This is a genomic window from Variovorax sp. 05T418 (assembly GCF_056396385.1).
The window spans coordinates 191859-218744 of sequence record NZ_JBFTLJ010000007.1 but is presented as its reverse complement, the minus strand read 5'-3'; the positions used below and the strand labels follow the sequence as shown (position 1 = coordinate 218744).

Sequence of the window (26886 nt, the reverse complement as noted above, 5' to 3'; positions counted from 1 at the left end):
GGCCTGCCGGATCCCGCAGTTCTGGCGCTTCCGTACATGAGACGTTTGAACTACAAAAAGAGAGACACCCTGTACCCCATGCTTCAGCGCGTGCCGTCCGCCCGCGTCACCGGGCTTCGGCGGCTGCCTGGACGCGGACGGCCTGGCGCTCGCTCCGGCCGGCACCGGCGGCGCTGGCCTTCAGCAGCGCGCTGCCGATCTCCCCCGTGCGCACCGAGGTCACCGACAGCAGCGTGTCGCTCAGCCCGTGCGAGGACTCGCAGGCGCCCTGCAGGAAGATGGCGGGGCGGAAGTCCCCGGTGCTGCGCACGCGGTAGTGGCGGTCCACCGAGAAACCGTCCAGGTACGGTGCGAGGGGCGTCAGCAGTTCCTTGTGCTGCTCGCGTGCGTAGCCGGTGGCCAGCACCACGGCGTCGTAGCGCGAGGTGCTTTCGCGGCCGGTGTTCTGGTCGCACATGGTCAGGTGGATGCCGTCGGCGGTGGCGTGGGCGGCGTGGATGTCGTGCCGGCGCAGGAAGCGCATGCGGTTCTCGCCGCGCACCTTCTGCTGGTAGAACATCTTGAAGATCTGCTGGATAAGTTCCAGGTCGGCCACCGCATAGTTGGTGTGGCCGAACTCCTCGAGCAGGGCGGCGCGCTCGTCGTCGGGCCGGCTGTACATGTAGTCGGTGAACTCGGTGTTGAACACCTCGTTCACGAAGGGGCTGTCGTCCGAAGGACGGATGGAGCGGGCCCGCATGACGAGGTCGACCTGCGGCGCATGGGGGCGGCCCTGCAGATCCATGAAGATCTCCGCGGCGCTCTGGCCGGCGCCGACGATGGCAATTCTTTGCGCGCCGTCCTGCGTGGCGATGCCCTGCAGGTAGGTGCTCGAATGGAACACGCGCGGGTCGCCGCGCAGCGCCCGGAAGCAGTCCGGAATGTTCGGCATGCCGCCGACGCTCACCACGAGGTTGCGCGCGAGGCGCTCGCTCACGTGGCCCGTGCGGTCGCGCGAGCGCACGCGCAGCAGCGTCACGTCGTCGCCATGGGCCTCGCGCTCGGGCAGCACCTCGAACACTTCCTCGCCGTAGACGCAGGCATCCTCGAACTGCGCGGCGGCCCAGGCCAGGTAGTCGTTGAACTCGTGGCGGCTCGGGAAGAAGGTCTTCAGGTTGATGAAGTCCTGCAGGCGCTTTTTCTCGTGCAGGTAGTTGATGAAGGTGAAGCGGCTGGTCGGGTTGCGCAGCGTGGCCAGGTCCTTCAGGAAGGAGATCTGCATGTGCGCATGCTCCAGCATCATGTCCTTGTGCCAGGCGAAGGCCGGCTGCTTCTCGATGAACATCGCGTCGAGCCGGTGCCCGTCGCGCCGCTTCTCGTCGAGCGCGATCGCCAGCGCGATGTTCGAGGGACCGAAGCCGATGCCGATGACGTCGTGGATGACCATGGCGGATTCCTTTTGCTGCGAAGCGGTTGAGCGGTTGGCGGGTCAGACGGGCTTGGCGCGAGTGGCTGCCGGCGCGTCGCTGCGCGGCAGCCAGAGGCCGTCGATGAAGTAGCGTTCGCGCAGCATCATCACGAGCTGTGCGCGCTTGTGCGGCAGGTCGAACTCCTTCACCTTGGCGTAGCCCGACTTGTCCAGGTTGCGGATCTGCTGCACGTGGTCGATGCGCGGCTCGCCCACGGCGCGCTGGGTGCGCGGGTCGCACAGGAAGATGTAGTGCGAGATGGAGGTGAGCCACGCGGTGGCGAATGCCTTGCCGCGGAACGACGGCTCGCCGACCAGCACGTGCCAGCCGCGGTCGTAGTCCTGCACGTCGTAGAAGGGCGCGATGCGGCTTTCCTTGGCCCAGTACATCTCGAAGTAGGCAAAGGGCTCGCCGTCGAAGCTCGCGATCATCGAGTACATGTGCGGGTCGCGATCGATGCCCGAGAGGTAGGCGCGGTGCTTGTCCAGGTCGCCTGCCTCCTCCCAGATCTCGGCCACGTCGGGGTCGTTCATCCAGCGGTTGAAGATGCCCAGGTCGCGCTCGAAGTCGATGCTGCGAAACGAGAAGGTCTTGCCGAGCCACGGAATGAAGCGCTGGTAGAGCAGGCCGCGGGGCTTGGGCGTGCGCAGCGGATGCACCTTGCCGTGGGTGAGCGCATAGCGCTGCACCATCGGCGCATGCACGGCGGGAAGCCACAGGCGCGGCTGCTGCCAGAGCATGTCGCGAAAGGCGCGCACGCCGCCGTCCGGCGACGCGAGCAGCACGCCGGTGTGGGCCAGCTCCTCGGCCAGCGCGGGCGCCGCCACCGCGAGGCTCTTGTGCGCAGGAAGGTGCTCGAAGGCGGCTTCCAGGGCCGCGAGCAGGTGAGGGGTGGAGGCCGCGCTGCCGTCGACCCATTGGAGCGCGGCATCGGCCCCGCCGGTCGCGAGCCGCCAGAGCGAGCGCGTGTCGCCCTGGCGGCTGCGCACGGCGAGCATCCCGCCGTCCAGGGTGATGTCGTGCGGCGTGCCGTCGGCGTAGGAGGTGAGGGTCATGGGGTTCCTTCGGTGGACCGGCGGCTCGCGAGCAGGGCCAGGCCCTGGTGGAACGCCGGAAAGAGGCTGTGGTTGAAGTTGTTCCAGCGCAGCTCGAGGATCGAGTCCTCGGGGTCGATGTGCGTGCCGAGCACGTCGTGGATGACTTCTCCGGAGTCGATGCCGTTGTCCACGTAGTGCAGCGAGGCGCCGGTCTTCAGGAGCGGCGGGGCGGCGATGCTTTCCATCGTCTGCCAGTTCACGACCTTGCGGCCCTTGGCGCCGTGCAGCGCATCGAGCGTGGCGCGGGCGCCGCGGCGCTCGTAGGGCGACTCGATGCGCGTGATGCCGGGGTGGATGTTGACGATCCTGCGGTGGAACGGCGCACCCGGGCGCACGAGCTCGTCCAGGATCACCAGGAGCCCGTCGAGCACGACGATGTCGGCCTGCAGCGTGAGCAGCTTGTCCAGCAGGCGGCGCTCGAAGGCGCTCTTGGCGGCGGGGCGTTCTTTCGCATCGAGCGGAAGCCGCCGGTATTCGGACGGCACCGCGTGGAGCATGCCGTTGACGAGCTTGCCCTGCGTCTTCAGGTCGCCCGGAAAGATCCACTGGCGGCCGGGCTGGCAGGAGAAGCCGTAGTCCTGCAGCGCCGCGCGGTCCCGCGGCGAACCTTCGTCGTCGTCGTAGACGATGCCTTCGAGCGAATAGGCCTCGCCCAGCGGGCTTTCGTCCAGTGCCTTGGCCAGGTATTCGAGCGGGGACGCCATGTAGCGCTGCGTGCCCTTGAAGTCGATGTACTGGCCGGCCTTGTCGGCGGCCGCGTTTCTCAAGGACAGGATGTAGACGAGCTTTGCCTTGGACATGGGTGTGGCGTGAAAGGATGGATCGGCGTTGGAGTTGGCTCGGGAGCAGGCAGGCGTGGGGCCTTCAGGAGAGAAGACGTGGCAGCGTGCCATCTGTTCACGGCTGCAGGATTTCGCCGGCGCTCTTGCGGTGCTGCGGCGCGAGCGGGCAGGCGCCGCAGTAGTCCTCGCGCGGAAGCAGGTAGTAGAGACAGCACTGGCGGTGCAGCTTGACCGGCCGGCCCTGGCCGGCGCCGGCCGGCCGCACTTCGCGGCAGCGGGCGTGCAAGGGGTTGACCGGCCGGGCCTCGTCGGGCCAGGCGGGGTAGTGCAGGAGACGGTCGCGGTCTTGTGCGATGTGGGCTGCACCGCCGGTCGCGGCCAGCGCCAGGTCGAAGATCGGTTCGAGGTGGCGTGCGGTGTTGCCCCACAGGATCTTGGGCGCAAGCCGCGTGAGGCTGCACAGGGCAGTGAAAAGCGGCTGAAGGTGCTGCCACAGCAGCGGCGCATAGCGCTGCGCGTTGTCGGCGCCGCGGCGCGCATCGCCCAGGTGCAGCACATGAAAGCTGGCGGGCGCGCCCTTGTCGTCGATCCGCACCCAGATGTGCTCCGCTGAAACGGGAAGCACGTGCTGCAGCACGCTGGCGGCGGCCACCACGGGCGGCAGCAACGCGGAGAGATAGTCCAGGCTCCATGCCGAGGCGACCGGCCGCAGGTCGCGCGCGCCGGCTGCGCCGCGCGCTCGCGCGTGAAGGTGCAGCACGTCGGCAAGGAGCGAAGGCGAATGCGCCAGGTCGGCCACGCGCAGTGCGCCGGCCGGTACCGTGTCCGCGCACTGCAGCCGCTCGGCATGCACGGCCAGTGCACCGGGGAACAGGGGTTCCAGCAGCGCGATCACGAGGCGGCCTGCAAGAGGTGCGGGGAATGCATCCCTTGAAGACGGTTTGGCGGCGGGGGTGTTCATCCGGCGCCGCGCATGAACATTGGCCGGACCCAACCGTCTATGCAGTAAGCGGCGTGCAGCCGCACGGGCGATGTCGACAGGGCATGGCCTTTTTCAAGCCGTTTTGCCCCGGGTGGGCGGAAAGAGCCTTTGCATGACACCGACCACCACGACCCCCCGTGGCAACACCTCCGAACTCGGGCGCCTGCTCAAGCCGTTTCTACCGTGGGTCCTCTTGTCCACGGTCACGGGCATCAGCGCGGGTGCGGCCACCGTCGCGCTGCTGGGCACCATCAACCAGGTGCTCAACCGCGAGGGCGGCATGGCGGGCGGGCTGCTGCTGACCTTCGTCGGGCTGTGCGCGGTGGCGCTGCTGGGGCGCATGGCCTCGGACGTGTCGACCAACTTCGTCGGCCAGCGGCTGGTGGCGCAGGTGCGCAAGAGCCTCGCGCAGAAGATTCTCTCGGCGCCCATCGATGCACTGGAGCGCTACCGCACGCACCGGCTGATGCCGGTGCTGTCGCAGGACGTGGACATGATCAGCGACGTGGCCTTCGTGCTGTCGTCCACGCTCATCGCGTTCGCGATTGCGCTGGGTTGCCTGGCGTACCTCGCCTACCTGTCGCTGCCGCTGTTCTGCCTCTTGGTGGTGGCGCTCGCGATCGGCGCGACCATCCAGACGCGCGCGCAGGTGCGCGCCGAGGTGGGTTTCTGGAAAGCGCGCGAATACGAGGAGCAGCTGCACAAGACCTACCGCGCGATCAGCGAAGGCGCGAAGGAATTCCGCATGCACCGCGCGCGCCGCACGCGGATGTTCGGCGGGCAGATCGAGCGCATCGTGGACAACATCCGCACCGTGAACGGACGCGCCATCAACACCTATGTGATGGCGACGGCCTTCGGCTCGGCGCTGTTCTTCCTGCTGATCGCGCTGATCCTGGGCTGGGCCGCGTTCCGGCCGACCGAGCCCGCGGTGCTGAGCGGCTTCGTGCTGGTGATGCTGTTCCTGAAGGGGCCGGTGGACCAGATCGCGGGCGCGCTGCCGGGCGTGGGCCGGGCCAGGATCGCGTTCCGGCGCATTGCCGACCTGGCGGCGCGCTTTGCAACGCCGGAGCCGCACCTGCACCTGGAGCGCGCATCCAACGGCGTGATGCTCCACCGCGAGATCGCCATGCGCGGCGTGTGCTACCGCTTCGATGCGCCCGAAGGCGGCGAGGCTTTCACGCTCGGCCCCATCGACCTGCTGCTGCGGCCCGGCGAGATGGTGTTCATCGTGGGCGACAACGGCTCCGGCAAGACGACGCTGATCAAGCTGCTGCTCGGCCTTTATGCACCGCACGGCGGCGAAGTGCTGCTCGACGGCGGCGTGGTGACGCCACAGGGGCGCGACGACTACAGGCAGCTGTTCACGACGGTGTTCTCGGACTTCTACCTGTTCGAGGACCTGGCGGCCGGCGAAGAGGGCGCGGGCACGGCCACGCTGCCGCAGACCGCGCTGCCTTACCTGGAGCGCCTGGAAATCGCGCACAAGGTGAGCGTGAAGGACGGCGCCTTCACCACCACCGATCTTTCGACCGGACAGCGCAAGCGGCTGGCGCTGGTGCATGCGTACCTGGAAGGCCGCCCGGTGCTGGTGTTCGACGAATGGGCCGCCGACCAGGATCCGGCGTTCCGGCACCTGTTCTACACGGAGCTCCTGCCCGAACTGCGCGCCAAGGGGCACCTGCTGGTGGTGATCTCGCACGACGACAGGTACTTCCACCTGGCCGACCGCGTGGTCACGATGCGCGCCGGAAAGATCGAGGAAGACAAGGCGTACGTCCCGCCCGAAAGCCTGGCTGCATGATGCGTGACCGTGTGCCCGACGATCCCGCCTTCGACGCCGCGTGGACGCTCTTTTGCACGCTGCACGATTCGCCCTCGCCGGAGCGCGCCGAGGAGCTCATCCGCTGGCTCGGCGTGGACCCCGGGAACATCTGCGCGCTGGACGACGTGCTGACGCTGTGGGCGCTGGCCGGGGCCGCGCTGATCAAGCCGTCGATGCAGGAGGCGCTGCGCGAAGAAGGGCGCCTGCAGTGAAGCCCGGCCGCTACTTCTGCCGGTCGCGCAGATCCGCCGCGATGCCGCCGAGCGCGTCCCAACGGCGGCGCGCTTCCTGCGCCGCGGCCGCATGCTCCGCCGACCGGCTGCGCCACCGCGCAAGCGCCAGGCGGGCGGCCATGGCGGCGTCTTGCGCAGCGGCGATCTCGCTCTGCACGATCAGCGCGAGGGCACGCTCGATGAGCTTCTCGTTCGGGACGCTTGCCACGGTGCAACCGTCCGCTCAGGCGAAGTCTTCGGCGAACATTGCGTCGAAGCCCGGGCGCATCGAGACGGCCGGCTGCTCGACCAGCTCCGAACGCAGCCGGGCGAACACGCGCGAGCAGTCGATGGCGGCGCGCAGCAGGTGCTTGGCGACCGCCATCTCGCTGATGTTCAGTTGCTGCGCGATTTCGGCGCGCGTGTGTCCGTAGGCGCGGAACAGCAGGAACACTTCGCGCCGGCGGGGCGGCAGCGTTTCGAGCGTCTCGACCACGCGCGCCAGCACCTGCTGCTGGGACGCGATGAATTCGCAGGAAGGCGCGACCTGGCGCGAGCCCGAGTTGAAATGCGTGCCGGCCCAGTCCTGCGCCACCTTGCGGCGGCGCGCATCGTCCACGCACAGGTTGCGCGCCACGCGAAACAGCAGGGCGCGGGGCGACTCGATGCCGCCGGCGCCTTGTTGCGTGCCGCCCGGCGCCGCATCGTCGATGCGGATGCCGCTGTTCATCTTGAGCGCGTGCGCATACACGCGCTCGAAGCTCGATTGCGCGATGTCCGCCGCGTAGTGCGGGTCGCGCAGGTCGCGCGTCAGCTGCCGGCGCAAGTCCGCATAGTGGGCCAGCAGTTCCTGGACGATGTCGCGCATCCGATCGCCTTCTCGCAAGCATCAACGTGTGGGTTCCCTGGGCCGGCCACCGCCGCGCGATGCGGGGTGGCCGGGGAGATTGAATAAGAATTATTCTTATTGAAGTGTAACCTTAACCGCTTCTTAACGAAGCCGGAAAAGGCGTGGGAACCCCGTGCGCGTGCCTGAAAAAGACACTCGGATCGAAAAGTGAGTAGCTTTGTTTTCGCTTGGGGCGCGCGCTGCGGCCCCGAAGGCCGGTCAACCGCGCTTGGGAATGCCCAGACCCTTCACAACCGCCGGCCGCGCCACGAAGGTTTCGAGCACCCGCGCCACATTCTTGAACTCGCTGAAGCCCACCAGGTCGCCCGCTTCGTAGAAGCCGATCAGGTTGCGGATCCACGGGAACGAGGCGATGTCGGCGATGGTGTAGTCGTCGCCCATGATCCAGGCGCGGTTCGCCAGGCGCTTGTCGAGCACGCCGAGCAGGCGCTTCGATTCGGCCACGTAGCGGTCGCGCGGGCGCTTGTCCTCGTAGTCCTTGCCGGCAAACTTGTTGAAGAAGCCGAGCTGGCCGAACATGGGGCCGATGCCGCCCATCTGGAACATCAGCCACTGGATGGTTTCGTAGCGGCCCGCTGCGTCCTGCGGAATCAGCTTGCCGGTCTTGTCGGCCAGGTACAGAAGAATGGCGCCCGATTCGAACAGCGCGAGCGGCTTGCCGCCGGGCCCGTGGGGGTCGAGGATCGCGGGGATCTTGTTGTTCGGGTTGAGCGAGAGGAATTCCGGCGACATCTGGTCGTGGGTCTCGAAGCTCACCAGGTGCGGCTCGTAGGCCAGGCCGGTTTCCTCCAGCATGATCGACACCTTCACGCCGTTGGGCGTGGGCAGCGAATACAGCTGCAGCCGGTCAGGATGCTGTGCGGGCCATTTCTGGGTGATGGGAAAAGGGGACAGGTCGGTCATGGGCGATTCATGAAAAGCGGAGTTGGAACGCCGCGCCCGCAGGGGGTCAGATGCCCAGCCAGCTCATCAGGGCCGTCTCGACCTCGGCCGAGGGTGCGACAAAGCCAGTGTAGGTCGATGTGGCGAGCGCGCGCTTGCCGGCATCGCTTTGCGCGAGGCCGAGCAGGGCTTCGCGTGCCGCGCTGGCCGTGGCGGCGTCGAGCTTGCGCGAGGCCAGCCATTGCTTGATGGGCACCGCGCGCGATTCCGCGCACACATTGCCGCCGCCTTCCTTCCAGGTCTTGACCACGCCCGATGCCGCCGTGGCGCCGTAGGCGGCAAAGCCGTTCTGCACGTAGAAGGGCACCGCGTCCTGGTAGCGCGTGTTGGTGAGCTTGAGCGCGGCGGGCTGCAGGCCCTGCTCGCGCAGCATCGCGCGCGTGATCACCGAGGTGATCGAATCCGCGTCGGGCATCACCAGGCCCTTGCCGGAGATGCTCTTCCAGTTGGAGATGGGCTGCGGCTCCTTGCACAGCAGCGACACCTTGTAGGCGGTGAAGCCGCTGGTCCAGGCCAGCGCCTGGTAGCGGCCGCTCTTGACGGCCTCGAGCGCCACGTGGGCCGGGTGGATGAAGGCCAGGTCGACCTGCTGCTCCTTCAGGGCCTCGCGCGCGCTGGTGTAGGAGATCAGCACCTTGATGGTCACCGGCTGCTTCAGCGCCTTGCTCAGCACCTCGGCAATGGGCTCGAAGCGCGGCGCGATCTGGCTTTCGGTGGTCTGGTAGCTCACGCCTTCGGTCACGCCGATGACCAGCGCGTGCGCCGGGGCGCCCGCTGCCAGCAGCAGCGCTGCCACCGCCGGGGCGGCAAGGCGGAGCGGGTTCGGATGGCGGGCGCGGGGCGCGCTGGCGGCGCTCCCGTCGGGTTGGCCGGAGCGGATGGGGGCTGGGATGTACATCAAAAGATCATAGGGGGCCGCCGCCCGGCCGCCGATGATCGCAAGCACCTATGCGCGCAGCCGCCCGCCCGTGGCATGGCAGCCGCGCGGCGGGGGCCTCAGAATCGCGCCTTGAGGAAGGCCGAAGGCCCGTGCAGCTTGACCTTGACGCGGGTCTCCGCCGTGCTGCTCTGGCGCGCCAGGTCGATGTTGGTGACGCCATAGGCCAGCACCAGGCCGACGTTCTTCACCGGGAACCACTCCACGCCCGCGCTGGCGTTGTAGATGTTGCCGTGGAAGCGGCCGCCGCCCTTGCGCACGCCGGAGAGGTCGGCAAACAGGCGCAGGTCGGGGTTGATGGCGTGCCGCACGCCCAGTTCGAGCAGCGGCGCAACGGCGTTGTCGCTCGCATCCTCGTTCAAGGTACGGATCCGTCCGTTCACCGCGACGTTGGCGTTCGTGCCCACGTCGATGCTGTAGTAGGCGGCGCCGGCGCCCAGGCCGAACACCGTGTTGCCCGAGCCGAGCCACCACTTGTACGAGAGCTTGGCGAAGTCGAGCTTCACGTTGATGTTGGCATTGCCCACCGCGCTGAACGTGCCGAAGCCGCCGAAGGAATCGCTGCCCGCGGCCTGGCCGAAGTAGTCGCGCTTGTAGCGGTAGTAGTCGAACGAGAGGCCATGGCTGTCGCCGATCAGCAGGTCGGCCGTGATGCGCGGCATGGTCACGCGGCCGGGCTCCAGGTCGCGCGTGCGCAGCGCGCCGTACGGCGAACTGACCGATGCGTTGAATTTGGGATCGGCGCTGAAGGCCCCCGCCGAGAAGCTGAAACGGTCCAGCGCGGGCGACGGCTCGGCCCAGGCCAGTGCGGGAGCAAGGAGAAATCCGGCGCCAGCCAATGCGCCCAGCTTCGTCAGCCTTGCAGAGCTGGCAAGCGGGCAGGAGCGGAGCAACAGCATGGAGAGATCCTTAAGAGGAGGAGGAAAAGACAAAAAAATACGCCTCGGGATCGACACGCAATTTGTGTGCGCGCCAGTCTTCCGGGCGGTTGCTCCCTGTTGATGAGCGCCAAGTTAATAGCCCCCTTGCGCAAAGCCCATGCGCCGATTGCCGCTGTGCGTGTAGGACGATGGCGACCCAGGCGTTCGCACACCTCAAAAAGTACTCAAGGTAAGCTTTGGAGATGCCAAAAAGTCTGTCCACCACCACCGGGCCGCAGCGTCTTCTCTATGCCGGCGTGGCGGGCATCGCCGTCGCGGCCGTCCCTTGGCCGCTCGACCCCATGGCGCGCGGGCTCGCGGGCTGGTGCACCAGCGCGGCGGTGTTCCTGCTGCTCACGTGGTGGCTGGCCGACACCTTCGATGCGGCGCAGACCCGCAAGCGCGCCCAGTCGCTGGACCAGCCCAACGTGGTGATCCTGGTGTCGATGCTGGTGGTCATTGCGGCGAGCGTGGTGGCCATCGCGATGCTGCTGCAGCAGGTCAAGCTGATGAGCGGGCCGGCGCGGGCAGGCCACATCGCGCTGGGGCTGGTGGCGCTGGTGGGCTCGTGGCTCATGATGCACACGATCTACGCCTTTCACTACGCGCACCGCTACTACATCGACCAGCGCGACGGCTCGCCCGACGGCGGGCTGGATTTTCCGGGCAAGGAAGAGCCGGACTATTTCGATTTTCTCTACTACGCCTACGTGGTCGGCATGACCACGCAGGTGTCCGACGTGCAGGCCACCTCGCGCGAGATGCGGCGCATCACGCTGGTGCACAGCGTGCTCGCCTTCGCCTTCAACATGCTGGTGCTCGCGCTGTCGGTCAACGTGGTCGCGGGGGCGATGTAGCGGCCGCGCCGCCCGCGCGCGGCCACAGCTTCACGATGCCGGTGGAGAGCGCCACGCCGCAGACGATCACGCCCGCGCAGATCAGCATCCATTGCGTGATGTTCTCGCCCAGGAACACGGCGCCGTAGAACACCGCGAACACCGGCACCAGGAAAGTCACCGTGAGCGCGCGCGCCGGTCCCGCATTGGCGATGAGCCGGAAGAACAGGATGTACGCAAGGCCGGTGCATGCGATGCCCAGCGCCAGCAATGCCAGCCAGGCGCGCAGGCTCGGCATCTGCGCGGGCCAGAACCACAGCGCCGGAAGCGCGAGGAACAGCGTGGCGCCGATCTGGCTGCCGGTGGCGGTGGCCAGCGCGGGCACGCCGCCCAGGTAGCGCCGCGTGGCGCTGGCCGCCACGCCGTAGCTGGCGCAGGCGCCGAGGCAGGCGAGCACGGCCCATAGCGCGGCGTTGCCGTTGGCGTCGGCATGCAGGCCCGCGCTGCGGCTCGCCAGCATGGCGACGCCCGCGAAGCCGATGACCAGGCCCACGATGCGCGAGCCATCGGGCCGGTCGCGAAACCAGGCCCAGGCCACCAGCGCGCCGAACATCGGCACCGTGGCATTGATCACCGCCGCCAGGCCGCTGTTGATGGTCAGCAGCGCAAAGCAGAACAGCGCGAACGGAATGCCCGAATTCAGCACGCCGATGGCCATCGACGCCTTCCAGTGCTGCGCCAGCGCGGCGCCGTGGCCGCGCATGAACAGGAGCGGCAGCAGGAACAGCGTGGCCACCGCCACGCGCACCGCGGCCGCCGGCAAGGCGCCGAACTCGGCCGCGCCGATGCGCATGAAAAGGAAGGACGCCCCCCAGAGCGCGCCGAGCAGCACGAGGTCGATGAGCCAGGGCTTGTTGGGCTTGGGCGAGGGAAGGGCGGTGGTGCTGTTGTCTTTTGTTGTCGTGCTCATGGGGTCTTCGCGGCCCTCGGGCGGGCGCGTGCTCTCTATTTCGCTTCGAGTTCCAGCAGTGCGGTCTTGCGGTGGAGCCCGCCAGCGTAACCGGTCAGCGAGCCGTCGGCGCCCAGCACGCGGTGGCAGGGCACGATCACGCTGATCGGGTTGCGCCCCACGGCCGCGCCCACCGCGCGCACCGCGGCCGGGTTGCCCACGTTCGCGCTCAGCGCGCCGTAGGTCATGGTCTTGCCCGCCGGAATGGCGAGCAGCGCCTGCCACACGCTCTGCTGGAACGCGGTGCCGTGCGACAGGTCGAGCTTCACGTCGAAGCTGTCTCGCCTGCCCGCGAAGTAGTCGCGCAGCTGGGCGCCGGCCTCGACCAGCGCGGGATGGTCGTCCTGGGTCTGCCAGCCCGTGGTGTCGGGCCAGTGGCGCTGCTGGTCGAACCAGACGCCTGCCAGGCCCTCGTCGGTGGCCGCCATCGTGATGCCGCCGAGCGGCGTGTCGATGTGCGAGGTGTAGATGACTTTGCTCTTGAACTTCATGGCATTTCAGGCGGAGGCGCCTGCCGTAGTGAGGTTGTTGAAAGGCGCTGCCGCCGCCGACGGGGCTGCAGTGGCGGCAGCGGGAGAGGAGGGCGCCGGCGCATGCCAGGCGCGCAGCACCGCATAGCTGCGCCAGGGCCGCCAGGCCTGCGACGCCTGGCTGGCCGCGCGCTCGGTGCTCACGCCCAGTGCCTTCTGCAGCGCCACGTCGCCCGCGGGGAAGGCGTCGGGCCAGCGCAGCGCGCGCATCGCGATGTACTGCGCGGTCCAGGCGCCGATGCCGGGCAGCGCCTGCAGCGCGGCAATGGTCGAAGGCACGTCGGCGCCCGCATGCAGCGCGAGCCCGCCGCCCGCGACCTCGCGCGCGATGGCCTGCAGCGCGGCCTGGCGCTGGCGCACGATGCCGAGCTTGCCGAGTGCATCGCCGCTCGCGGCCGCCAGTGCCGCGGGCGTGGGAAACAGGCGATTCAGGCCTTCGATCGGCGTGGCGATGGGCTCGCCGAAAGCCTCCACCAGCCGCGAGCCCAGCGTGCGCGCCGCGGCTACGGTGACCTGCTGGCCCAGCACCGCGCGCACCGCCAGCTCGAAGCCGTCGACCGTGCCGGGCACGCGCAGCCCATCGCCGTGCGGAAAGGCCTCGTGCAGCGCGGCGTTGATGGCCATCGGCTCGGCATCGAGGTCGAGCATGGCGCGTGCGCGGCTGATCACGATCGGCAGCACCGCGGCGAGCGAGTCGCTGACCGACAGCAGCATCTGCTCGCGCTCCATGTCGAAGCGCAACTGCAGCCAGCCGGCGTGCACCTGTCCGCCCTGCTGCACCCGCAGCGTGCGGGCCAGGCGAACGAAGGTGGGCGTGCTGCCCTTGGCGGGTTCCTTGCCGTCGGCCGTGGTCGCCAGCTCGACACCGCGCAGCGCGCGCCGCGCGAAGAAGCCGAGCATCGCGCCCACGTCATAGGGCGGCCGAAAGCCCAGCCGCACCTCGATGGCCTTGCCCTCGCCGCCCTCGGCGCCGCCGGCACGCCGCAGCGCGCTCGGGTTGAGGCCGTAGTGTTCCAGGAACGCGGCGTTGAAGCGGCGCACGCTCGCAAAGCCGCTGGCCAGCGCCACCTGCGTCATCGGCAGGCGCGTGTCGGCGATCAGCTGCTTGGCGGCCAGCAGGCGGCGCGTCTGCAGGTATTGCAGCGGCGAGACGCCGAACTGCGCCTCGAAGATGCGCCGCAGGTGGCGGTCGCTCACGCCGAGCCGCGCGGCGATCTGCGCCGCGCCCGGACCCTCCTCGGACCAGGCATCGGGCTCGTCGATGAGCCGCGCGGCCTGCAGCGCGAGGATGCGCGAGGCATCTTCGGTCGACCAGCTCGCCGCCCGCGGCGCGAGCTCGGGCCGGCAGCGCAGGCAGGGGCGGAAGCCCTCGGCCTCGGCCTGCGCCGCGTGGCGGAAGAAGCGGCAGTTCTCGCGCCGCGGCAGCTTCACGCGGCAGACCGGCCGGCAGTAGATGCCGGTGGAGGTCACCGCGGTGAAGAAGGAGCCGTCGAAGCGCGCATCGTGCGTCTTCATCGCCAGGTAGCAGGCGTCGCTCTCGAGTGCGTCGGTGGATGCATGTGAGGTAGGCATGGGCAAATGATACGGTTTCGACTCGTTTCAACTGGCCGTTTTCGGACATGTGGGCCCCCAGGCGCTTGCCTACAATGGCCCGTTCTCCAGAACCTACAGGGAATGCCTCTTCATGCAACTCAGTGCGTCGATTTTCAAGGCCTACGACATCCGAGGCGTGGTGCCCGTCACGCTCGATGCCGAGGTCGCGGAAGCGCTCGGCCGGGCCTTCGGCAGCGCCGCCCGCGCCGCCGGTGAAAAGACCGTGGCCGTGGGCCGCGACGGCCGCCTCTCGGGGCCCGCGCTCGCCAAGGCACTGATCAGCGGCCTGGTGGCCAGCGGCATCGAGGTGATCGACGTGGGCGCGGTGACCACGCCGATGCTCTACTTTGCGGCCCACACGCTGTGCACGAGCGGCATCCAGGTCACGGGCAGCCACAACCCGAAGGACTACAACGGCTTCAAGATGGTGCTGGCCGGACGCGCCATCTACGGCGACGAGATCCAGGGCCTGCGCAAGGTGATGGAAGAAGGCAGCGCCAGGCTCGCCCCCGGCGGCAGCGTGCGCAAGGTCGACGTGACCGACGCCTACACGAAGCGCATCGTCGGCGACATCCAGCTGGCCCGTCCGCTGAAGATCGTGGTCGATTCCGGCAACGGCATTGCGGGCGCCTCGGCACCGGCCATCTTCCGCGCCATCGGCTGCGAAGTGACCGAGCTCTTCAGCGAGGTCGACGGCAACTTTCCCAACCACCACCCCGATCCGAGCAAGCCCGAGAACCTCAAGGACCTGATGGCCGCGCTGGCCTCGGGCGGCGCCGAACTGGGTCTGGCCTTCGACGGCGACGGCGACCGGCTGGGCATCGTCACCAAGGACGGCCAGAACATCTTCCCCGACCGCCAGATGCAGCTCTTTGCGCAGGACGTGCTCTCGCGCGTGCCGGGCGGCACCATCGTGTACGACGTGAAGTGCTCGCAGCGCCTGGCGCCGGCCATCGAGGCCGCGGGCGGCAAGCCGATGATCTTCAAGACCGGCCATTCGCTGATCAAGGCCAAGATGAAGGAAATCGATTCGCCGCTGGGCGGCGAGATGAGCGGCCACATCTTCTTCAAGGAGCGCTGGTTCGGCTTCGACGACGGCACCTACGCGGGCTGCCGCCTGCTCGAGATCCTGAGCAAGACGCCCAATGCGAGCGACACGCTCAACGCGCTGCCCACGAGCTTCTCGACGCCCGAGCTCAACGTGAAGTGCGCCGAGGGCGAACCGCACGCGGTGGTCGACAAGCTCGTCGCGGGCGCGAGCTTCGCGGCCCCCGCGGTGGTCTCGACCATCGACGGCCTGCGCGTCGACTGGCCCGATGGCTTCGGGCTCATTCGCGCGTCCAACACCACGCCGGTGCTGGTGCTGCGCTTCGAAGGCCAGACCGATGCGGCCCTCAAGCGCATCGAGGCCGAGATGCTCGCGCTCCTCAAGACCGTGAAGGCCGACGCGACGCTGGCCGAAGCGTCGCACTGAGCACCGTGCGTTCGCCGCTGCTGCGCCTCTACGGCGCCTTCACCACCGCTGTGCAACCGCTGGTTCGCCGCAAGCTGCGGCGCAGGGCCGAGGCCGAGCCCGGCTACGGCGTGGCCGTGGAGGAGCGCTTCGGCCACTACGACGATGCAACCACCGGCGAGGGCCAGTGCTGGGTGCATGCGGTCTCGCTCGGCGAAACGCGCGCCGCCGCCATCCTGATCGCGGAGCTGCGCAGGCAGTACCCGGGCATACCGATCCTGCTCACGCACGGCACTGCCACCGGCCGCGAAGAGGGCGCCAAGCTGCTCGAACCCGGCGACACGCAGGTCTGGCAGCCCTGGGACATGCCGGGCGCGGTGCAGCGCTTTCTCGACCGCTTCCAGCCGCGCATCGGCGTGCTGATGGAAACCGAGGTCTGGCCCGAGATGGCCGCCGCCTGCGCCGAGCGCCGCATTCCGCTGGTGCTGGCCAATGCGCGGCTCAACGAGAAATCGCTGGCCGCGGCCGAACGCCTCGGCTGGCTCGCGCGGCCCGCGTACTCGGCGCTGGCCGCCGTGTGGGCCCAGACCGAGGCCGACGCGCACCGGCTGGTGTCGCTGGGCGCCAAGGTGGCCGGCATCCACGGCAACCTCAAGTTCGACGCCTCGCCCGATGCGCGCCAGCTGGCCGCGGCCGCGACGCTGCGCGAGCGGCTGCCCAAGCCGATGGTGGTGCTCGCGAGTTCGCGCGACGGCGAGGAGCGCATGCTGCTCGACGTGCTCAGGCGCTTCGGCGCCACGTCGCCCGTGCCGCCCGAGCAGGGCGCCATCCGCTCCATTGCCAAGCGCGTGCACGACGTGCAGTGGATGATCGTGCCGCGCCATCCGCAGCGCTTCGACGAAGTGGCTGCGCTGATCGAGGCCGAAGGCTTTGCCGTGGCGCGCCGCAGCGCCGCGGGCGAGCCGTCCGATGCCGAGATCTGGCTGGGCGATTCGCTCGGCGAAATGGCGCTGTACTACGGCCTGGCCGACGTCGCGCTGCTCGGCGGGAGCTTCGAACCGCTGGGCGGGCAGAACCTCATCGAGCCGGCCGCCTGCGGCTGCCCGGTGGTCATGGGGCCCTCGACCTTCAACTTTGCCGAAGCGGCGCAGCTCTCGCTGGCGGCCGGTGCCTCGCTGCGCGTCGAGAACATGGAGCAGGCGGTCACCGCGGCGCTCAAGCTGGTCGAGAACCCCGAGCGGCGCGCCGCCATGGCCGAGGCCGCGCTGGCTTTCTCGTCATCGAACCGCGGCGCGGCCGAACGCACCGCGGCCGCGGTGCTGGCCATTGCGCAGGCTGCCGACCCGGTGCCGACCGAAGCCGCGCCGCTCGAGGATGCGCGGGCGGAACCCACGCTCGAGTAGCTGCGGGTTGATTCCTCAGCGCACCGACGGGTTCAGGATGACCGGCGGCGGCGGTGCCGAAGGCATCGTCGGCGCCGGCGGATTGAACGGCTGCACCGGCACCGGCGGCACCACGGGAATGGGCGGCGGCGTCACGGGCACCGAAGGCGCGGCCTGCGGCCGTTCGCCGGGCGCAGGCGTTGCCGCCGTGCTGCCGTTCTTTGCCAGCGTCGCGTTGATCGCGTTCATGTCGTCGACCGTCAGCGTGCCGTTGGCCTGGCGCAGCTTCAGGTTGCCCAGCAGCACGTTGTAGCGCGCCTGCGCGAGATCGCGCTTGGTCTGGTAGAGCTGGCTCTGCGAATTGAGCACGTCGATGTTGATGCGCACGCCCACCTGGTAGCCGAGCCGGTTGGCGTCGAGCGCGCTCTGGCTCGATGCCTCGGCCGCCTCGAGCGCCTTGACCTGGCCCGCACCGGACACCAGCCCGAGGTAGGCCGCGCGCGTGGCCTGCGCGACGCTGCGGCGGGTGCCTTCGAGCACGCTGCGCGACTGGTCCTCGAGGGCCAGCGTTTCCTTGATGCGGTTCTCGGTGGCAAAGCCCGCGAAGAGCGGCAGGTTGAACACCACGCCGACCGAGGCGGCATCGATGCGCGTGCCCACGGTGCTGGTGCTGGTGCCCTGCGGATTGCGCGTGACGTTGTAGCCCAGGTTGGCGTCGAGCGTGGGCTTGTGGCCGGCTTCGGCCTTGCGGATTTCGAGCCCGGCCACGTCGAGCCCGAGCTGCGCCTGGCGGATCGCCGGGTGCGCTTCCTCGGCCTGGGCCACCCAGGCTTCGATGTTGGCCGGCGTGGCGGTCGGCAGCACCACCGGCTGCGCCAGCGGCACCGGCACGCTGCCCGGGCGGCCGACCAGCTGGTCGAGCACCACCTTCTTGACCTGCAGGTCGTTCTCGGCGGCGATCTCCTGCGCAATGACCAGGTCGTAGCGGGCCTGGGCTTCGCGCGTGTCGGTGATGGTGGAGGTGCCGACCTCGAAGTTGCGCTTGGCCGACGCGAGCTGCTCGGCCACCGCCACCTTCTGCGCGCGCACCAGCGTCAGGCTGTCCTGGCTCGCGAGCACGTCGAAGTAGGCCTGGCTCACGCGCACGATCAGGTCCTGCTCGGCAATGGTGAGCACCGACTGCGCGATCTCGGCCTGGCGCTTGCCCTGCTCATAGGTGGCCCAGTTGGCGGGCCGGTACAGCGGCTGCGTGGCGTTGATGCCGATGTTCTGCGTGGTGAAGTCGCGCGGCGTGGTCGTTCCGCGGCCGGGCCCCGTGAGGGTGTCGATGTCCAGGTTGTTGCGGGTGGCGCCGGCCGTGAGCCCCACGGCTGGAAGGATGCCGGCCTTGGCCTGCGCGGCGCGCGCCACGCTCGCGTCGTACTGGGCCCGCGCGCCCTGGTAGGTGGCGTCGAAGCCGCGTGCGGATTCGTAGAGTTCGTTCAGTGTCTGGCCTTGGGCCGGCAGTGCGAGCAGGGTGGCAAAGAGACTTGCGAGCGCTGCGGAAAGAGGCAAAAGCCTGGGCCTGAAAGGCATTGAACGTCCTTGAAGAAAGAATCAGTAGCGCGGCACGGAGGGGTCGTGCTGTGCGGACCAGGCGTCGATGCCGCCGGCCACGTTGGCGAGCTCGGCAAAGCCGTTCTGGCTCAGGAAGGCCGCCACGCGCTGGCTGCGCGCACCGTGGTGGCAGAGGCACGCGATGCGCTGGCCCTCGTCGAGCTCGGCAAGCCGCGCCGGAATCTCGTTCATCGGGATGGCCACGAGCGTGAAGCCCTGCGGCGCAACGCTGGCCGTCTGTAGCTCCCAGGGCTCGCGCACGTCGAGCAGCACGGGCGGCGCCTCGGGATGCTGCGCAAACCAGGCGGCAAGATCGGCGGGGCGGACTTGGTCGATCATTGGGTGATGCCCGCTCAGAACGAGAAGCGCGAGGGCTCGGGGAAATTGAGCAGCCGCGGCGCCACGGTGTCCCAGGGCTGGATGGTGTCCCACTTGCTTTCGCTGCTGCGGGTGACGAAGTGGGCGCGCATCATCGGCTCCTCGCCCACGATGGCGGCAAGGCGGCCGCCCACCTTGAGCGAGCCGAGCAGGTTCTGCGGAATGCGCGCCACCGAGCCGCTGAGCACGATCACGTCGAAGCTCGGGCCGCTCGGCAGCGGCACGGCGCCGTCGGCGTTGCGCACCTCGACATTGGCCACGCCGTTCTGGCGCAGCGTCTCGGCGGCGCGGGCGGCCAGCGCGGGATCGATCTCGAGGGACAACACCTGGGCCGCGCGATGGGCGAGCAGGGCGGCCATGAAGCCCGATCCGGTGCCGATCTCGAGCACCGATTCGTGCTTTTGCACATGCAGGTCCTGCAGGATGCGCGCCTCGACCTTGGGCGAGAGCATCACCTGGCCGGGAACCGAGCCGTCGCCCAGCGGGAGTTCCATGTCGAAGAAGGCCAGCGCGCGGTGGGCGGGCGGCACGTAGTCTTCGCGCCGGATGGCGGCCAGCAGGTCGAGGATTTCCAGATCGAGCACATCCCAGGGCCGGATCTGCTGTTCGATCATGTTGAAGCGCAGGCGCTCGAGGGAGGGGGTGGGGTTCATGGGAGGCTTTTCCTTGTGGGGCTCAGGACAAACCTTCAATTTTAGGTTGCGCGGCGCGGGCGCGCGGCTGGCCGGCGATGCATTTGCGCGTCATGCGGCGGCTCCGGGCTGCCGGGTGAGGCCGTAAAGCACGGTCTCGGCCTGCGTGGCGAGGTATTTTTCGGGGTCGAGCGAGGTGTCCGCGTCGACGCAGACCATGGCCGAATGCTTCCACAGCATCAGGAAGATCATGGGCGCCACCACCGCGTAGATCGCGTGGTCGATGTCGACCGGCGCGAATTCGCCACGGTCGATGCCGCGCTGCAGGATGCGCCGCAGCAGCGCATGGCCCGGGCGCACCACCTCCTTGCGGTAGAACTCGGCCAGCTCGGGAAAATTGGCGCCTTCGCTCATCATGAGCTTGGTCAGGCCCGAGGCCTTGGTCATGCCCACGCGCTCCCACCAGACGCGCATGCAGTAGCGCAGCATGTCGGCCGTGGTGCCCTCGAAGGCCTCGAACTCGTCGTTCCACTCGGCGAACCGGCCGCCGAGGTTCTCGACCACCACGGCCTTGAAGAGCTCTTCCTTGCTCGGGAAGTAAAGAAAGAGGGTGCCCTTGGAGACGCCCGCGCGCGCCGCCACTTCCTCGGCGCGGGTGGCGGCAAAGCCTTTTTCGACGAACAGGTCGAGCGCCGCCGCCAGCAGTTCGCCCGGACGCGCCTCCTTGCGGCGCTCGCGCTTGGCGCGCACCGGGCAGATCTTGTCGGCAAAGAATCGGGGGGTCGGCATGATTTTAATGACTCGCGGGTTAGTAATATAGGGACCAGCATCCGGCCCGTCAAGCCGCGACAATATCGGGTTCGCTTTTTCCCCACCTGCCGGAGCAGCCATGTCCTCTTCATCGTCGCCCACTGAAACCATCGTGCTCGGCGGAGGCTGCTTCTGGTGCACCGAGGCCGTGTTCGACCGAGTGCAGGGCGTGGTGGACGTCGAATCGGGCTATTGCAACGGCCAGGTCGTCAACCCGAGCTACGAGCAGGTCTGCACCGGCCGCACCGGCCATGCGGAGGTGGTGAAGGTGGAATTCGACCCCGCGGCCATCAGCCTGCGCGAGATTCTCGAGATCTTCTTCGTGGTGCACGACCCCACGAGCCTGAACCGCCAGGGCAACGACGTGGGCACGCAGTACCGCAGCGGCATCTATGTCACGGGCGATGCGCAAAAGCAGGTGGCCGACGAGGTCATCCGCGAGATCGAGGCAAGCAAGACCTACAGCGCGCCCATCGTGACCGAGGTGGCGCCGCTTGCCAACTATTCGGCGGCCGAGGCCTACCACCAGGACTACTTCCTCAACAACCCGAACCAGGGCTACTGCGCCTTCGTGGTCGGGCCCAAGGTCGAGAAGTTCCAGAAGACCTTCGCATCGCGCGTCAAGGCCTGACCGTTCTCTTTCAGGCCCAGCGTTCCGTGCACCTCGCCAACCCCGCTCCGAACCGGTCGATCCTGTCGACCCGCGCGATCGCCGTCGCGCTGATGGTGGCGCTGTGGTTCGCGGGCACGCTGGGGCTGGTGCACCGGACGCTGCACGTGCCCGGGCTGGCGCAGGTCCACGCGGCCGCTTTGGCGGCGCACCCGGCGGGCGCGCATGAGCATGCGGCGCACGCCCACGGCATCGGCGACCTGTTCGGCGACCACTCCGACGCCGAATGCCGGCTCTACGACCAGCTCTCGCATGGTTCGGGCGCACCCGGCGTGCCGATGGTGGTGCTGCCGGTGCTGCTGCCCTCGGCCACCTTTGCCTACCTGCAGGGCGAGGCCATCGCCCGCTGGGTTGCGCTGTTCGACGCGCGCGGCCCGCCTTCCACTCGCTGAATCCCCCCTGTGTTCCGGTTGCTCATCCGCGCCTTGCGGATGGCGGCGATCGCCCCTTGGTTCAACGAGTGTTCATCATGATTCCCAATTTCCGTCGCAACGCCATCGGCGCTGCCGTTCTTTCGCTGGCCTCCTTCGCAGCCATGGCCCAGGCCCAGCCTCAACCCGCGCTCCAGGCGCAGCCCGCCGAAGCGGCCCCGCCGGCCCTGCCGGAGATCGCCGTCACCGGCAATCCGCTGGGCGCGAGCGAACTGATCGCACCCACCACCACGCTCTCGGGCGACAGGCTCCTGATGCGCTCCGAATCGACGCTCGGCCAAACGCTCGACAACCTGCCCGGCGTGAGCAGCAGCTACTTCGGCCCCAATGCCAGCCGGCCGATCATCCGCGGACTGGATGGCGACCGCATCCGCATCCTGCAGAACGGCGGCGGCGCGCCCGACGCCTCGTCGCTGAGCTACGACCATGCGGTGCCGATGGACGCGCTGGTCACCGAACGCGTCGAGGTGCTGCGCGGCCCGTCGGCGCTGCAGTACGGCGGCAGCGCGGTGGGCGGCGTGGTCAACGTGATCGACAACCGCATTCCGAGCGAGCCGATCAACGGCTTCGGCGGCCGTGCCGACCTGGGCTTTTCCACCGGCAACAAGGAAAAGAACGGCGGCGTGGTGCTCGAAGGCGGCAACGACCGCTTCGCGCTGCACGTCGATGCGTTCAACCGCGACTCCAAGGATGTCTCGGTGCCCATCGACCTGGAATGCAGCAAGCCCGGCCGGCCCTGGCTCGCTCGCAAGATCTGCAATTCGGCCAACGAGGCGCATGGCGGCGCGGTGGGCGGCACGCTGTTCTTCGACCAGGGCTGGATCGGCGCCTCGGCCAGCACCTACCGCAGCACCTACGGCACCGTGGCCGAGGACGACGTGACCATCGGCATGAAGTCCGACCGCCAGGCCATCGAAGGCGAGTGGCGCCCGGGCGGCTTCATCAGCAGCATCCACGCCAAGGCCAGCCACACCAACTACCGCCACACCGAGTACGAAGGCGGCGAGGCCGGCACCACCTTCTCGAACCTGAGCAACGACCTGCGCATCGAGGCGCGCCACCAGAAGATCGGCAACTTCGAGGGCCTGGTCGGTTTCAGCAGCGAGAGCAACCGCTTTGCCGCGGACGGCGCGGAAGCCTTTGCGCCGCACAGCCGCACGCGCTCGAATGCGCTGTTCCTGTACGAGGAACTCGGCACCTCCTGGGGCCGGCTGAGCTTTGGCGCGCGCACCGAGAAGGTCCGCGTCAGGTCGCTCGGCTATCCCGACGATCCGACCGTGACGCGCTTTGCCATCGGCGAACGCAGCTTCAATCCGCACAGCGCGGCCGTGGGCGCGCTGGTCAACCTGGCGCCGCAGTGGCAGCTCACCTCGAACCTGGCCTACACCGAGCGCGCACCGAAGGACTACGAACTGCTCGCCAACGGCCCGCACGTGGCAACGGCGGCCTGGGAGGTCGGCAACCCGGACCTCGACAAGGAAAAGTCGGTCGGCTTCGACGTCGGCGCGCAATGGAAGTCGGGCGCCAACACGGCCCGTGTCAACGCCTACGTCACGCGCTTTCGCAACTACATCGGCCTGACGGCATCGGGCCGCACGCTCGACGAAGAAGGCCAGGTGGTGACCGACCCCGAAGCCACCGACACGCTGGCCGAGTACCTCTACAGCGGCGTGCGCGCGCGCTTCACCGGCATCGAGGCGAGCGGCAACCTGCGCCTCCTGGGCACCGACGGTTTCGGGCGGCTGGCCGATGCCGCGACGCTGGACCTCGAATGGCGCGGCGACGTGGTGCGTGCCAAGAACCTCGACACCGGCGAGCCGCTGCCGCGCATCGCGCCGTTCCGCGCGGGCGCGACCCTGGCCTACGGCAACGGCCCCTGGAGCGCACGCTTCGGCTTCGACTACAACGCCGCGCAGCGCCACGTGCCGAGCGTGGGCGCGCGCGAGACCGATGCCTACACGCTCTGGAATGCCTCGATCGCCTACCGCATGAAGGTGCAGCGCGCCAACCTCACCTGGTATGCGCGCATCGACAACATCACGAACAAGCTGGCCTACAGCCCGACCTCGATCCTGACGACAACGGTGTACCCCAACGCGCCGCTGCCGGGGCGTTCGCTGAAGGTCGGGCTGCGCGTGACCTTCTGAACGAACCCGCCGGCGTTGCCTGCAGGCTTGAGGCTATCCTCGGCGGGTGAATTCGTTCGTCATTTCTTCGCTGCTGCCGGTCGTCGTCCTGATCGCGGCAGGCTACCTGGCCGGCCGGCGCCGCTGGATCGGCGGCACTGCCGTCAAGGACCTTTCCAACCTGATCTTCCTGCTGCTTGCGCCGGCGCTGCTTTTCCGCGCGATGAGCACGGTGCACGTGCAGGAGCTGAGCCTGAAGCCGGTGGCGGCGTATTTCATCGCCTCGGGCCTGCTGTTCGCGGGCACGCTGGCGCTGCGCGGCTTCAACCGCACGGCAGCCGTCATTGCGCTGGCCAACACCTACAGCAACACGGTGATGATCGGCATCGTACTGGTCGGCCTGGCCTATGGCGAGCAAGGCATGGTGGTGCTGCTCACGCTGATCTCGCTGCACTCGCTGGTGCTCCTGACCAGCGCCACGGTCGTGCTCGAACTGGCGGTGGCGCGCGAGCATGCGCAGCGGGACGGCCACGAGAAGCGCCCCATGGCGCGCACCGTGCTGCGCGCACTGCGCAACGCCATCATCCACCCGGTGCCGATGCCGATCATCGCGGGGCTGCTGTTCGCGCAGACCGGGCTTGCGATGCCCGATTTCCTCGACAAGCCGATCCAGCTGCTCGGCCAGGCCTTCGGTCCGGTGGCGCTGGTGATGGTGGGCATCACGCTCGCGCTGACGCCCGTCGGGCGGCACTGGCGCGAAGCGACGGTGCAGGCGCTGGTGAAGAACCTGCTGCATCCGCTGCTGGTGGCCGGCATCGGCTGGCTGCTGGGCGTGCGCGGCATACCGCTCACCGTGATGGTGGTGGCGGCGGCGCTGCCGATCGGCGCCAACGTCTTTCTCTTTTCGCAGCGCTACCGCACATCGGAAGACCTGGTCACGGCCAGCGTCGCGGTGTCGACGGTGCTCGCGCTCGCGACGCTGACCCTGGTCATGACGCTGGTGCAGTGGCTGCCTTGAGACTCTCATAGCGTTGACGGGCCCTATGCCATTCGGCAGGGTGGCCATTTGGCGAGATGGCGAGCGGCGCCTCTCGCTCTACATTTGCCCGCTGATGATTTACCCGCCGCGGTCTTCGCCGTTTTCCGCCATGGCGCCGATTGCGATGGTGATCGCGCTGTGCGGCGGCGCCATGCCGGCGGCCGCCGATACGAAGCCGTGCCGGACGCCCTGCCTTTCAGCCGCCGTGCCGCGCGAGCCGGCGCCGGCTGCGGCCAGCCCGGTGGAGCCGAAGCCTGCCCCGGCTCCGAAGCCGAGCGCCAGGCCGAAGCCGCAGGCGGTTGCCGTGGCTGCGCCGCCGACGGCGGAAGCGGAGAAGGCCCCGGCCCCGAAAAGGCCGCCGCCCTCCAGGCGCTGCAGCGAAATCAACATGCGCGCAGCGGTGGGCGAGCCGCTGTCGGATGAAGACATGAAGATCTTGAGGAGCCAATGCTGATGACGAAGACCACCCACCCGATCCGCACGGCCTTGCGCGCACTGGCGCTGTCGTGCGCCGCGCTGCTTTGCGCCGCCTGCGCGCACCGGCCGGCGCCGGGCAATGCCATGCCTTTCGAGCAGGCCGTCAACCAGGCGGTGGACGACCTGATCGCGCAGACGCAGAAGCTGCCGGCCTTCCTGGCCAAGGTGGAATCGTCGATCAAGCAGAGCCGCATCGTGATCGACCCGCTGCTCGAGGGCGCGAGCGGCCAGCAGACCGAGGTCACGCGCGTGGCCGAGCAGCGCATCGTGCAGCGCATGCAGTCGCAGTTCAGGCAGTTCACCGTCACGCCCTTCAACAACGCCGAGATCGAGCGCGCGCAGTACGTACTCAACGGCACGCTGGTGCGCGACAAGGATTCGGCCGATGGGCGCTACCGTCTGAACCTGGCGCTGACCGAGATCAAGAGCGGCATGGTCATCGCGCAGTCGGTGGCGCGCATCAGCGACGCAACGCTCGACACGCGGCCCACGGCCTTCTTCCGCGACAGCCCGGTGAACGGCAAGGACCGGGGCGTGGAAGGCTACATCCGCACCGCCGAAACGCAGCCCGGGCAAGCCGCCGATGCGCTCTACCTGGAGCGCCTGCCCACGTCGACCGTGCTGCAGGAAGCCACCGCCGCCTACGAGGCCGGCCGCATGAGCGAGGCGCTCAGCCGCTACGAGGCGGCGTCGCGCCGGCCCGACGGCCAGCAGCTGCGCATCTACAGCGGCCTGTATCTCACGCAGGCCAGCCTCGGCCGGACGGCCGATGCGGAGAAGACCTTCGGCACCCTGGCGCGGCTCGGGCTCGAAACCAACAACCTGAGCGTGAAGTTCCTGTTCAAGCCCGGCTCGACCGATTTCCTGGCCGACCCGAAGATCAGCGCCGCCTATCCGATGTGGCTGCGGCAGATCGCGCGCCAGGCGGCGCAGATCGATTCCTGCGTGGTGGTCACCGGCCACACGAGCCGCACCGGCTCGGAGTCGGTCAACGAGCGCCTGTCGCTGCAGCGCGCGCTCAGCGTGAAGACCCGGCTGGTGGGCGAGGCGCCGCCGCTGTCGAAGAAGCTGCGCGAGTCCGGCATGGGGTTCCGCGAGAACATCGTGGGCACGGGCGCCGACGACGCGAGCGATGCACTCGACCGGCGCGTCGAGTTCAAGGTCGCGCCCTGCGAGGCTTGACCAGGCTCAGGGCGCCAGCCGCTCGCGCACCCAGTCGGCGCCTTCGAGCCGGTAGCGCAGCCGGTCGTGCAGGCGGCTCTTGCGGCCCTGCCAGAATTCCCAGCGGTCCGGCACCAGGCGGTAGCCGCCCCAGTGCGGCGGGCGCGGCGGCGACAGCAGGTGCCTGGCGGCGGCCACGGCCGCGTTCTTGACCAGCACGTCGCGGCCGCTGATCACCTCGCTCTGCGGGCTGGCCCAGGCGCCGATGCGCGAATCGAGCGGGCGGCTCGCAAAGTAGGCGTCGCTCTCCTGCGCGCTCGCCTTTTCCACGCGGCCCTCGATGCGCACCACGCGTTCGAGCTCGACCCAGTGGAACTGCAGGGCCGCGTACGGGTTGCCCGAAAGCTCGCGGCCCTTGCGGCTTTCGTAGTTGGTGTACCAGACGATGCCGCGCGCGTCATAGCCCTTGATGAGCACGATGCGGCTCGAGGGCCGCAGGTCGCCGCCCACGGTGCACAGCGTCATCGCGTTGGGCTCGGGCACCTGCGCGTCGATGGCCTCGCCGAGCCAGCGCTCGAACTGCTTGAATGGATCGTCGGCGCTGTGGGTTTCGCCGAGTTCGGCGCGCTCGTAGCTCTTGCGCAGCGCGGCCAGCGCTTCGCTGGTAGGAGGGGAAGAGGAAGAACTCATGCCGGCATTGTTGCGCAT

At 68.8% G+C, this 26886-nt stretch carries 28 protein-coding genes; 10 read left to right on the top strand and 18 right to left on the bottom strand.

Translation table 11 applies throughout. The features are described 5' to 3' along the window. Positions 1 to 106: 106 nt before the first annotated feature. The 4 genes from AC1DMS_RS16610 to fhuF form a co-directional block, all read right to left on the bottom strand. Positions 107 to 1426, bottom strand: a complete 1320-nt coding sequence (locus AC1DMS_RS16610) for a lysine N(6)-hydroxylase/L-ornithine N(5)-oxygenase family protein (protein ID WP_478181420.1) — start codon at positions 1424 to 1426, stop codon at positions 107 to 109. Between the two features lie 42 nt (positions 1427 to 1468). Further along, complete coding sequence (locus tag AC1DMS_RS16605; protein ID WP_478181419.1) at positions 1469 to 2503, bottom strand: GNAT family N-acetyltransferase; 1035 nt, start codon at positions 2501 to 2503, stop codon at positions 1469 to 1471. Next, on the bottom strand, positions 2500 to 3345 hold the full coding sequence (locus AC1DMS_RS16600; protein ID WP_478181418.1) for a formyltransferase family protein: 846 nt from the start codon (positions 3343 to 3345) through the stop codon (positions 2500 to 2502). The genes AC1DMS_RS16605 and AC1DMS_RS16600 overlap by 4 nt, the downstream gene beginning before the upstream one ends. Before the next feature lie 97 nt (positions 3346 to 3442). Then, positions 3443 to 4222, bottom strand: coding sequence for a siderophore-iron reductase FhuF (gene fhuF, locus AC1DMS_RS16595; RefSeq protein WP_478181417.1), 780 nt, complete (start codon positions 4220 to 4222; stop codon positions 3443 to 3445). 199 nt (positions 4223 to 4421) lie between these two features. Between fhuF and AC1DMS_RS16590 the strand changes: the two genes are divergently transcribed. Both AC1DMS_RS16590 and AC1DMS_RS16585 read left to right on the top strand, forming a co-directional pair. Further along, positions 4422 to 6113 (top strand): cyclic peptide export ABC transporter, encoded by a 1692-nt coding sequence (locus AC1DMS_RS16590; RefSeq protein ID WP_478181416.1) that lies wholly within the window; start codon positions 4422 to 4424, stop codon positions 6111 to 6113. Then, complete coding sequence (locus tag AC1DMS_RS16585) at positions 6110 to 6346, top strand: hypothetical protein (protein WP_047785419.1); 237 nt, start codon at positions 6110 to 6112, stop codon at positions 6344 to 6346. The genes AC1DMS_RS16590 and AC1DMS_RS16585 overlap by 4 nt, the downstream gene beginning before the upstream one ends. A 10-nt stretch (positions 6347 to 6356) precedes the next feature. Here the strand turns inward: AC1DMS_RS16585 and AC1DMS_RS16580 are convergent, their stop codons facing one another. The 5 genes from AC1DMS_RS16580 to AC1DMS_RS16560 form a co-directional block, all read right to left on the bottom strand. After that, positions 6357 to 6575, bottom strand: a complete 219-nt coding sequence (locus AC1DMS_RS16580; protein WP_018905491.1) for a hypothetical protein — start codon at positions 6573 to 6575, stop codon at positions 6357 to 6359. Positions 6576 to 6590: 15 nt separating this feature from the next. Next, positions 6591 to 7214: an RNA polymerase sigma factor gene (locus tag AC1DMS_RS16575; protein WP_478181415.1), complete on the bottom strand. Its 624-nt coding sequence runs from the start codon at positions 7212 to 7214 to the stop codon at positions 6591 to 6593. 240 nt (positions 7215 to 7454) lie between these two features. Beyond that, complete coding sequence (locus AC1DMS_RS16570; protein ID WP_478181414.1) at positions 7455 to 8159, bottom strand: glutathione S-transferase N-terminal domain-containing protein; 705 nt, start codon at positions 8157 to 8159, stop codon at positions 7455 to 7457. 46 nt (positions 8160 to 8205) lie between these two features. Further along, positions 8206 to 9096 (bottom strand): phosphate/phosphite/phosphonate ABC transporter substrate-binding protein, encoded by an 891-nt coding sequence (locus tag AC1DMS_RS16565; protein WP_418145760.1) that lies wholly within the window; start codon positions 9094 to 9096, stop codon positions 8206 to 8208. Positions 9097 to 9194: 98 nt separating this feature from the next. Continuing rightward, positions 9195 to 10034 (bottom strand): hypothetical protein, encoded by an 840-nt coding sequence (locus AC1DMS_RS16560; protein WP_015866508.1) that lies wholly within the window; start codon positions 10032 to 10034, stop codon positions 9195 to 9197. Between the two features lie 224 nt (positions 10035 to 10258). On the opposite strand from AC1DMS_RS16560, the gene AC1DMS_RS16555 reads away from it, so the two are divergent. Beyond that, positions 10259 to 10912 (top strand): DUF1345 domain-containing protein, encoded by a 654-nt coding sequence (locus AC1DMS_RS16555; RefSeq protein WP_026284110.1) that lies wholly within the window; start codon positions 10259 to 10261, stop codon positions 10910 to 10912. Here AC1DMS_RS16555 and AC1DMS_RS16550 read toward each other — a convergent pair. From AC1DMS_RS16550 to AC1DMS_RS16540, 3 genes are read right to left on the bottom strand one after another with little or no spacing between them, the layout of a single operon-like run. Next, positions 10887 to 11861 (bottom strand): DMT family transporter, encoded by a 975-nt coding sequence (locus tag AC1DMS_RS16550; protein ID WP_015866506.1) that lies wholly within the window; start codon positions 11859 to 11861, stop codon positions 10887 to 10889. The two genes, AC1DMS_RS16555 and AC1DMS_RS16550, sit on opposite strands and share 26 nt — an antisense overlap. A 35-nt stretch (positions 11862 to 11896) precedes the next feature. Beyond that, positions 11897 to 12391, bottom strand: coding sequence for a methylated-DNA--[protein]-cysteine S-methyltransferase (locus AC1DMS_RS16545; protein ID WP_412511458.1), 495 nt, complete (start codon positions 12389 to 12391; stop codon positions 11897 to 11899). Positions 12392 to 12397: 6 nt separating this feature from the next. Then, positions 12398 to 14002, bottom strand: a complete 1605-nt coding sequence (locus tag AC1DMS_RS16540) for a DNA-3-methyladenine glycosylase 2 family protein (RefSeq protein WP_478181413.1) — start codon at positions 14000 to 14002, stop codon at positions 12398 to 12400. 112 nt (positions 14003 to 14114) lie between these two features. Here AC1DMS_RS16540 and AC1DMS_RS16535 point away from each other — a divergent pair, with 112 nt between their 5' ends. Together AC1DMS_RS16535 and AC1DMS_RS16530 are read left to right on the top strand one after the other, a co-directional pair. Beyond that, positions 14115 to 15497 (top strand): phosphomannomutase/phosphoglucomutase, encoded by a 1383-nt coding sequence (locus AC1DMS_RS16535; protein ID WP_478181412.1) that lies wholly within the window; start codon positions 14115 to 14117, stop codon positions 15495 to 15497. Between the two features lie 5 nt (positions 15498 to 15502). Next, complete coding sequence (locus AC1DMS_RS16530) at positions 15503 to 16879, top strand: 3-deoxy-D-manno-octulosonic acid transferase (RefSeq protein WP_478181411.1); 1377 nt, start codon at positions 15503 to 15505, stop codon at positions 16877 to 16879. A 15-nt stretch (positions 16880 to 16894) separates the two neighbouring features. Here the strand turns inward: AC1DMS_RS16530 and AC1DMS_RS16525 are convergent, their stop codons facing one another. The 4 genes from AC1DMS_RS16525 to AC1DMS_RS16510 form a co-directional block, all read right to left on the bottom strand. Then, positions 16895 to 18433 carry a TolC family outer membrane protein gene (locus AC1DMS_RS16525; RefSeq protein WP_478181410.1) on the bottom strand — a complete coding sequence of 513 codons (1539 nt, stop codon included), beginning with the start codon at positions 18431 to 18433 and terminating at the stop codon, positions 16895 to 16897. A gap of 21 nt (positions 18434 to 18454) precedes the next feature. After that, positions 18455 to 18793: a rhodanese-like domain-containing protein gene (locus AC1DMS_RS16520; protein WP_015866500.1), complete on the bottom strand. Its 339-nt coding sequence runs from the start codon at positions 18791 to 18793 to the stop codon at positions 18455 to 18457. 14 nt (positions 18794 to 18807) lie between these two features. Then, positions 18808 to 19485 (bottom strand): protein-L-isoaspartate O-methyltransferase family protein, encoded by a 678-nt coding sequence (locus AC1DMS_RS16515; RefSeq protein ID WP_478181409.1) that lies wholly within the window; start codon positions 19483 to 19485, stop codon positions 18808 to 18810. Between the two features lie 90 nt (positions 19486 to 19575). Further along, a complete protein-coding gene (locus tag AC1DMS_RS16510; protein ID WP_015866498.1) occupies positions 19576 to 20253 on the bottom strand; it encodes a TetR/AcrR family transcriptional regulator in 678 nt (225 codons plus the stop codon). 100 nt (positions 20254 to 20353) lie between these two features. Here AC1DMS_RS16510 and msrA point away from each other — a divergent pair, with 100 nt between their 5' ends. From msrA to AC1DMS_RS16490, 4 genes are all read left to right on the top strand, one after another. Beyond that, positions 20354 to 20905 (top strand): peptide-methionine (S)-S-oxide reductase MsrA, encoded by a 552-nt coding sequence (gene msrA, locus AC1DMS_RS16505; protein WP_412511455.1) that lies wholly within the window; start codon positions 20354 to 20356, stop codon positions 20903 to 20905. A 26-nt stretch (positions 20906 to 20931) separates the two neighbouring features. Next, on the top strand, positions 20932 to 21336 hold the full coding sequence (locus AC1DMS_RS16500) for a hypothetical protein (protein WP_412511454.1): 405 nt from the start codon (positions 20932 to 20934) through the stop codon (positions 21334 to 21336). Between the two features lie 77 nt (positions 21337 to 21413). Continuing rightward, a complete protein-coding gene (locus AC1DMS_RS16495) occupies positions 21414 to 23522 on the top strand; it encodes a TonB-dependent receptor (protein WP_478181408.1) in 2109 nt (702 codons plus the stop codon). 46 nt (positions 23523 to 23568) lie between these two features. Continuing rightward, positions 23569 to 24519: an AEC family transporter gene (locus AC1DMS_RS16490; protein ID WP_018905503.1), complete on the top strand. Its 951-nt coding sequence runs from the start codon at positions 23569 to 23571 to the stop codon at positions 24517 to 24519. Between the two features lie 99 nt (positions 24520 to 24618). Here AC1DMS_RS16490 and AC1DMS_RS16485 read toward each other — a convergent pair whose 3' ends face one another. Beyond that, positions 24619 to 24930 carry a hypothetical protein gene (locus AC1DMS_RS16485; protein ID WP_278876717.1) on the bottom strand — a complete coding sequence of 104 codons (312 nt, stop codon included), beginning with the start codon at positions 24928 to 24930 and terminating at the stop codon, positions 24619 to 24621. Between the two features lie 57 nt (positions 24931 to 24987). Here AC1DMS_RS16485 and AC1DMS_RS16480 point away from each other — a divergent pair, with 57 nt between their 5' ends. Continuing rightward, on the top strand, positions 24988 to 26199 hold the full coding sequence (locus AC1DMS_RS16480; protein WP_478181407.1) for an OmpA family protein: 1212 nt from the start codon (positions 24988 to 24990) through the stop codon (positions 26197 to 26199). Between the two features lie 6 nt (positions 26200 to 26205). On the opposite strand, the gene pdxH is transcribed toward AC1DMS_RS16480, so the two are convergent. After that, positions 26206 to 26886 carry a pyridoxamine 5'-phosphate oxidase gene (pdxH, locus tag AC1DMS_RS16475; RefSeq protein WP_412511451.1) on the bottom strand — a complete coding sequence of 227 codons (681 nt, stop codon included), beginning with the start codon at positions 26884 to 26886 and terminating at the stop codon, positions 26206 to 26208.

What these genes read in the sequence shown, in the direction of transcription:
- AC1DMS_RS16610 (WP_478181420.1), bottom strand. Translation starts at nt 1,426, where the DNA reads ATGGTCATCCACGACGTCATCGGCATCGGCTTCGGTCCCTCGAACATC.
- AC1DMS_RS16605 (WP_478181419.1), bottom strand. Translation starts at nt 2,503, where the DNA reads ATGACCCTCACCTCCTACGCCGACGGCACGCCGCACGACATCACCCTG.
- AC1DMS_RS16600 (WP_478181418.1), bottom strand. Translation starts at nt 3,345, where the DNA reads ATGTCCAAGGCAAAGCTCGTCTACATCCTGTCCTTGAGAAACGCGGCC.
- AC1DMS_RS16590 (WP_478181416.1), top strand. Translation starts at nt 4,422, where the DNA reads ATGACACCGACCACCACGACCCCCCGTGGCAACACCTCCGAACTCGGG.
- AC1DMS_RS16585 (WP_047785419.1), top strand. Translation starts at nt 6,110, where the DNA reads ATGATGCGTGACCGTGTGCCCGACGATCCCGCCTTCGACGCCGCGTGG.
- AC1DMS_RS16575 (WP_478181415.1), bottom strand. Translation starts at nt 7,214, where the DNA reads ATGCGCGACATCGTCCAGGAACTGCTGGCCCACTATGCGGACTTGCGC.
- AC1DMS_RS16570 (WP_478181414.1), bottom strand. Translation starts at nt 8,159, where the DNA reads ATGACCGACCTGTCCCCTTTTCCCATCACCCAGAAATGGCCCGCACAG.
- AC1DMS_RS16565 (WP_418145760.1), bottom strand. Translation starts at nt 9,096, where the DNA reads ATGTACATCCCAGCCCCCATCCGCTCCGGCCAACCCGACGGGAGCGCC.
- AC1DMS_RS16560 (WP_015866508.1), bottom strand. Translation starts at nt 10,034, where the DNA reads ATGCTGTTGCTCCGCTCCTGCCCGCTTGCCAGCTCTGCAAGGCTGACG.
- AC1DMS_RS16555 (WP_026284110.1), top strand. Translation starts at nt 10,259, where the DNA reads ATGCCAAAAAGTCTGTCCACCACCACCGGGCCGCAGCGTCTTCTCTAT.
- AC1DMS_RS16550 (WP_015866506.1), bottom strand. Translation starts at nt 11,861, where the DNA reads ATGAGCACGACAACAAAAGACAACAGCACCACCGCCCTTCCCTCGCCC.
- AC1DMS_RS16545 (WP_412511458.1), bottom strand. Translation starts at nt 12,391, where the DNA reads ATGAAGTTCAAGAGCAAAGTCATCTACACCTCGCACATCGACACGCCG.
- AC1DMS_RS16540 (WP_478181413.1), bottom strand. Translation starts at nt 14,002, where the DNA reads ATGCCTACCTCACATGCATCCACCGACGCACTCGAGAGCGACGCCTGC.
- AC1DMS_RS16535 (WP_478181412.1), top strand. Translation starts at nt 14,115, where the DNA reads ATGCAACTCAGTGCGTCGATTTTCAAGGCCTACGACATCCGAGGCGTG.
- AC1DMS_RS16525 (WP_478181410.1), bottom strand. Translation starts at nt 18,433, where the DNA reads ATGCCTTTCAGGCCCAGGCTTTTGCCTCTTTCCGCAGCGCTCGCAAGT.
- AC1DMS_RS16520 (WP_015866500.1), bottom strand. Translation starts at nt 18,793, where the DNA reads ATGATCGACCAAGTCCGCCCCGCCGATCTTGCCGCCTGGTTTGCGCAG.
- AC1DMS_RS16515 (WP_478181409.1), bottom strand. Translation starts at nt 19,485, where the DNA reads ATGAACCCCACCCCCTCCCTCGAGCGCCTGCGCTTCAACATGATCGAA.
- AC1DMS_RS16510 (WP_015866498.1), bottom strand. Translation starts at nt 20,253, where the DNA reads ATGCCGACCCCCCGATTCTTTGCCGACAAGATCTGCCCGGTGCGCGCC.
- msrA (WP_412511455.1), top strand. Translation starts at nt 20,354, where the DNA reads ATGTCCTCTTCATCGTCGCCCACTGAAACCATCGTGCTCGGCGGAGGC.
- AC1DMS_RS16495 (WP_478181408.1), top strand. Translation starts at nt 21,414, where the DNA reads ATGATTCCCAATTTCCGTCGCAACGCCATCGGCGCTGCCGTTCTTTCG.
- AC1DMS_RS16485 (WP_278876717.1), bottom strand. Translation starts at nt 24,930, where the DNA reads ATGTTGATTTCGCTGCAGCGCCTGGAGGGCGGCGGCCTTTTCGGGGCC.
- AC1DMS_RS16480 (WP_478181407.1), top strand. Translation starts at nt 24,988, where the DNA reads ATGCTGATGACGAAGACCACCCACCCGATCCGCACGGCCTTGCGCGCA.
- pdxH (WP_412511451.1), bottom strand. Translation starts at nt 26,886, where the DNA reads ATGCGCAACAATGCCGGCATGAGTTCTTCCTCTTCCCCTCCTACCAGC.